The sequence below is a fragment of the Bacillota bacterium genome, from assembly GCA_040754675.1.
Lineage (GTDB): Bacteria > Bacillota > Limnochordia > Limnochordales > Geochordaceae > Geochorda.
This window is the reverse complement of the sequence record JBFMCJ010000380.1, coordinates 1-4,014: the sequence shown is the minus strand read 5'-3', so window position 1 is coordinate 4,014 and position 4,014 is coordinate 1. Positions and strand designations below refer to the sequence as shown.

Below are 4,014 nucleotides of genomic sequence, written 5' to 3'. Positions count from 1 at the left end.
GCCGCTTCTGGTGCTGTGGTTCGGGTACGGCTGGGGATCCAAGGTGGTGATGGCATCGGTCATCACGTTCTTTCCCGTTGCCGTGAACGTGCTAGACGGCCTGCGACCCGACCCCGACATGATGCGTCTGTTTACGGCGCTGGGGGCGTCGAAGCGGCAGGCGCTGTTGTGGCTCAAGCTGCCCGGGGCGGTACCGGCTCTCTTCTCGGGGCTCAAGGTGGCTGCCTCGGTAGCCACCATTGCGGCCGTTATCGGCGAGTGGGTTGGGGCCCGGGCCGGCCTGGGCTACTTGATGATGCAGGCCAATGCACAGCTCCGGGTGCCGCTGGTCTTCGCGTCTTTGGTATGGCTTTCGGCCATGGGCCTGGCGCTCTACGGGCTTGTGGCCTTCCTGGAACGGTGCTTGAGCTGGCGGAGTTCCAGGTAACCACACCACTCCGGGCAGGCCCAGAAGACGGCGCTGTCCCGGATAGAGGGGAGTTCAAGGTTCATGCATCGCCAACTTGATGCAGCCTTATCAGCCGCCAGAACGGCGGCTATCAGGGGGGTCGCGGCGGCAGCCACTCTGGCCGTCCTGTTGACAACGGCCCCGACCGCCGCCGCCGTTGCGGCGGCCCCTGAGGCGAGCCCCCAAAAGCTCCAACTGATGCTGGACTGGTTCCCCAACCCCGACCACGTGCCCGTTTATCTCGCCAGGGAATCGGGCATCTTTCGCCGCCACGGCCTGGAGGTGGACATCCTCGTGCCGGCGGACCCCAACGATCCCGTCAAGCTGGCGGCCGCCGGGCGCGTGGACGCGGCCATCAGCTACCAGCCGACGGTCTCGCAGGCGCGGGCCGAGGGGGTGCCCGTGCGGTCTATCGGGGTGCTCATCGAACACCCCCTCAACACCATCATGACCCTCGAAACCTCGGGCATCAAAGGCCCGAAAGACCTCGCCGGTCGCCGCGTAGGCTATTCCGTCGCGGGTTTCGAAGAGGCACTGCTCGGCACGGTGCTCCGCCAGGCGGGCGTCGATCCCGCGAAGGTGCAGCTCATCAACGTAAACTTCAACCTGGCGCCGGCCCTGCTCTCAGGCCAGGTCGATGCGGTCATCGGCGCTTACAAGAATTACGAGTCGGTGGTGTTGGAACGGGAGGGAGCCCGTCCCGTCTGGTTTGACCTGACCGAGCACGGGGTGCCTGACTACTACGAACTCGTGGTCGTGACGGGCGACGCCACCCTGCGGCGACGCAGAAGCGACCTGCAGGCGCTGGTGGTCGCCCTCGACGAGGCCATTCGGGAGACCCGGCGTAACCCTGTGGCAGCCTTCGAAGCATTCATGCGCGCCAACCCGGAGCTTGACCGGGCCCTCAACGAAGAGGCGTTTCGCCGAACCCTGCCCGAGTTCGCCACCTCGCAGGAGCAGTCTTCCGAGAAATGGCGGCGCTTTCACCGGTTCCTGCTGGAAAACGGGGTCGTGCGGCAGGACGTCCGGCCGTCAGACCTCTTCGAGGCCGTGAGTGATCTCTAAGCGGGCCTGGCCGTCAGGGCTCGGCGCAGCCAGGCGCGGGCCGCAGCTCTTACCGTTAAGGGGTGACCGCCATGTCGCACGTGCTCGTTGTCGGGGAAGCCCTCATCGACATGGTTTCCCAGCAGGCCGGTGCGGCGTTAGGGGATGTCCTTTCGTTCGAAAGATGCCCCGGTGGTGCCCCGGCCAATGTGGCGGTCGGTCTGGCACGACTCGGGGTGCCGGTGCGGTTCGTCGGGGTGGTGGGCGACGATCCCTTCGGACGGTTCCTGCGCGGCTATCTGGGCCAGAGCGGGGTCGACGTGTCCGGTATGCGGCTGACCCGGGACGCTCTGACCACCCTGGCCTTCGTGGCCATCCGGGAAGGCGGCGAGCGGGAGTTCGCCTTCTACCGCAAGCCCGGGGCCGATACACTGCTGCGGCCGGAGGATTTTCATCCCGAAGCCCTCACCAGCGCCAGCCTCCTGCACCACGGCACGATTACGCTGGCCGACGAGCCTGGCCGTAGCGCCCTGCTGGGTGCCCTCGAGAAGGCCCAGCAAGCCGGCGTCACCATATCCCTGGACGTGAACTACCGGGAATCGCTGTGGGCGAATCCGGCGCGGGCGAAGGCGGAGACCCGCAATGCGCTGGCGTTCGCCCACATCGTCAAGGTGAGCCGGGAGGAACTGGAGCTCCTGTCGGGCAGCGACACGGCCGAGGGTGCCCGGCGCCTGCTCGAAACCTATCTCAAGGTGGCCCTGCTCGTCGTCACAGAAGGCGCTGCCGGGAGCTGGGCGGTCGGGCGTGGCGGCCAGTTCGCGTCGGCCGAGGCGTTCCGGGTGCAAGCCGTCGATACCACCGGAGCCGGCGACGCGTTCTGGGCCGCGTTCTTGTGGGGCCTCTCCGCGCTGGCCCGGGAGCAGGCGCGCACCGTGCGGGAGGCTGCCCTCCGGTGCACCTCGGACGAGCTGCGCCGCATGCTCCGGGTGGCCAACGCGGCGGGCGCGGTCACCGTCCAGGTTCGCGGCGCCATGACGGCGCTTCCGACACGAGACCAGGTCGAGGCGTTCCTGGGGGCACACCCGGAGAGCTTGCGCCAGTAGACCGGGGCGCGAGCAGCCGTCAAACGGCCCTTACGTCCACCTGACTTTCGTTCTGGGCCAGACAACGCCCGCCGCCTGCCGCGTGCAGAGCCGCCCGGATGACGTACCGCCCTGCCCGGGGAAAGCCCAAGGTCAACCTCGCCACCCCTTCGAGCGCGCTGTCCGCCGGCACGTCGAGCCTCCTCGCCCCACCCTGCAGCAGCGCCCCGTCAGGCCCCAGCACCTCCCAGCGCAGTTCCGCCCCTTCGAACCCGTGGGGGTAGTCGTTGATCACCCAGACGTTGACGTCGACCGGTGCCGCCTGCACCCGGCTCTCGCTTCGCACCTGGATGCTGACCAGCACGGGCTGCATCACGGTCCGCAGGGCGTGGTATCCCGCCTTGGGCCGCCCGAAGAAGTCAACCACCGACCAGCTGATCACCGGCGCGCAGTCGGTCAGCGTGAACTGGATTACGGAATTGACGGGCCGGTACTTCTTGCGCCGGAAGGCCTCTACATGGGACTTGAGCAGCCTTGCCTGGTACGCCTGGCTCCGGGCGACCAGCGCTTCCAGCGTATCTGGCGGCTCCCCCAGGTTCTGGCGATAAACGTCGAGCTGAAAGCCGTGCCGCTTCCACACGTCCCAGTCTGGGGGCCAGAGCGCCCCCTCCGGCAGCATCTCCCGGAGGCTTTGAACGTCAGGCACCGCCTGGGCGCCCATTTCCGAGATGAAGTGGGGGCCGTACTTTTCGACGTCCTCGATCTCATCCCAATACCAGCCCACCCACGGCACCGTGAGCGCCGTGCGGTGGTATGCCTCAAACGCCTCCTCGTCCTGCTCCTCGTTGGTCAGCCCGTCGACGGGCGCAAACACGGAGGCTTTCACGAGGATGCGGCTTGAGTCCATCTCGGCCACCCGCCGGAAGACCGCCCGGGTCAGCCCCAGCCAGTCGGGGAGACGGGGCTCGGAGTGGCAGCACCAGATGATCACGCAGGGATGGTTGCGAAGCGCCGTGACCATCTGCTCCGCCATGGCCAGCGCCGCCTCCAGGACCTCAGCGGACTGCTCGTATCCCCACTGCAGAGGCAGATCCTGGTAGACCAGGATGCCCAGCTCGTCGCAGCGGTGATAGAAGTAGGGGAGCTCGACGTGGGCGAACACCCGCACCAGATTCATGCCAAGCTCCCGCACCAGGGCCAGGTGGCGGTCGTAAAGCTGCGGAGTGGCGGTGGACATGAACAGCCGGGAGAGGTAATTGGTGCCCCGGGCGAAGAAGCGTCGCCCGTTCAGGTAGAGTTCCCAGTTGGGCCCCCGCCGCGCTTCCCGCACCCCGAAACGGGTCGAGACGGCGTCGACGGCTCTAAACCCGTCGACCGCCACTGCCGCCTCCGCTCCCCCCTCCCCCGCGTCGGCCCCCGCTTCCCCGCCATCGTGGAGAC

The 4,014-nt window shown here is 67.6% G+C and carries 4 protein-coding genes; 3 read left to right on the top strand and 1 reads right to left on the bottom strand.

The window, feature by feature from the left end; translation table 11 throughout:
- The 3 genes from AB1609_17260 to AB1609_17250 form a co-directional block, all read left to right on the top strand.
- Nucleotides 1–427 (top strand): ABC transporter permease subunit (locus AB1609_17260; protein ID MEW6048197.1); only part of this gene is annotated, 427 nt, incomplete at its 5' end.
- Between the two features lie 63 nt (nucleotides 428–490).
- Nucleotides 491–1,513 carry an ABC transporter substrate-binding protein gene (locus tag AB1609_17255; GenBank protein MEW6048196.1) on the top strand — a complete coding sequence of 341 codons (1,023 nt, stop codon included), beginning with the start codon at nucleotides 491–493 and terminating at the stop codon, nucleotides 1,511–1,513.
- A 71-nt stretch (nucleotides 1,514–1,584) separates the two neighbouring features.
- Nucleotides 1,585–2,595 carry a carbohydrate kinase gene (locus AB1609_17250; GenBank protein ID MEW6048195.1) on the top strand — a complete coding sequence of 337 codons (1,011 nt, stop codon included), beginning with the start codon at nucleotides 1,585–1,587 and terminating at the stop codon, nucleotides 2,593–2,595.
- 19 nt (nucleotides 2,596–2,614) lie between these two features.
- Here AB1609_17250 and AB1609_17245 read toward each other — a convergent pair.
- Nucleotides 2,615–4,014 (bottom strand): glycoside hydrolase family 2 TIM barrel-domain containing protein (locus AB1609_17245; protein ID MEW6048194.1); only part of this gene is annotated, 1,400 nt, incomplete at its 5' end.

Bases quoted from the DNA above. Each gene is read 5' to 3' on its own strand.
- AB1609_17255 (MEW6048196.1), top strand. From the start codon at position 491: ATGCATCGCCAACTTGATGCAGCCTTATCAGCCGCCAGAACGGCGGCT.
- AB1609_17250 (MEW6048195.1), top strand. From the start codon at position 1,585: ATGTCGCACGTGCTCGTTGTCGGGGAAGCCCTCATCGACATGGTTTCC.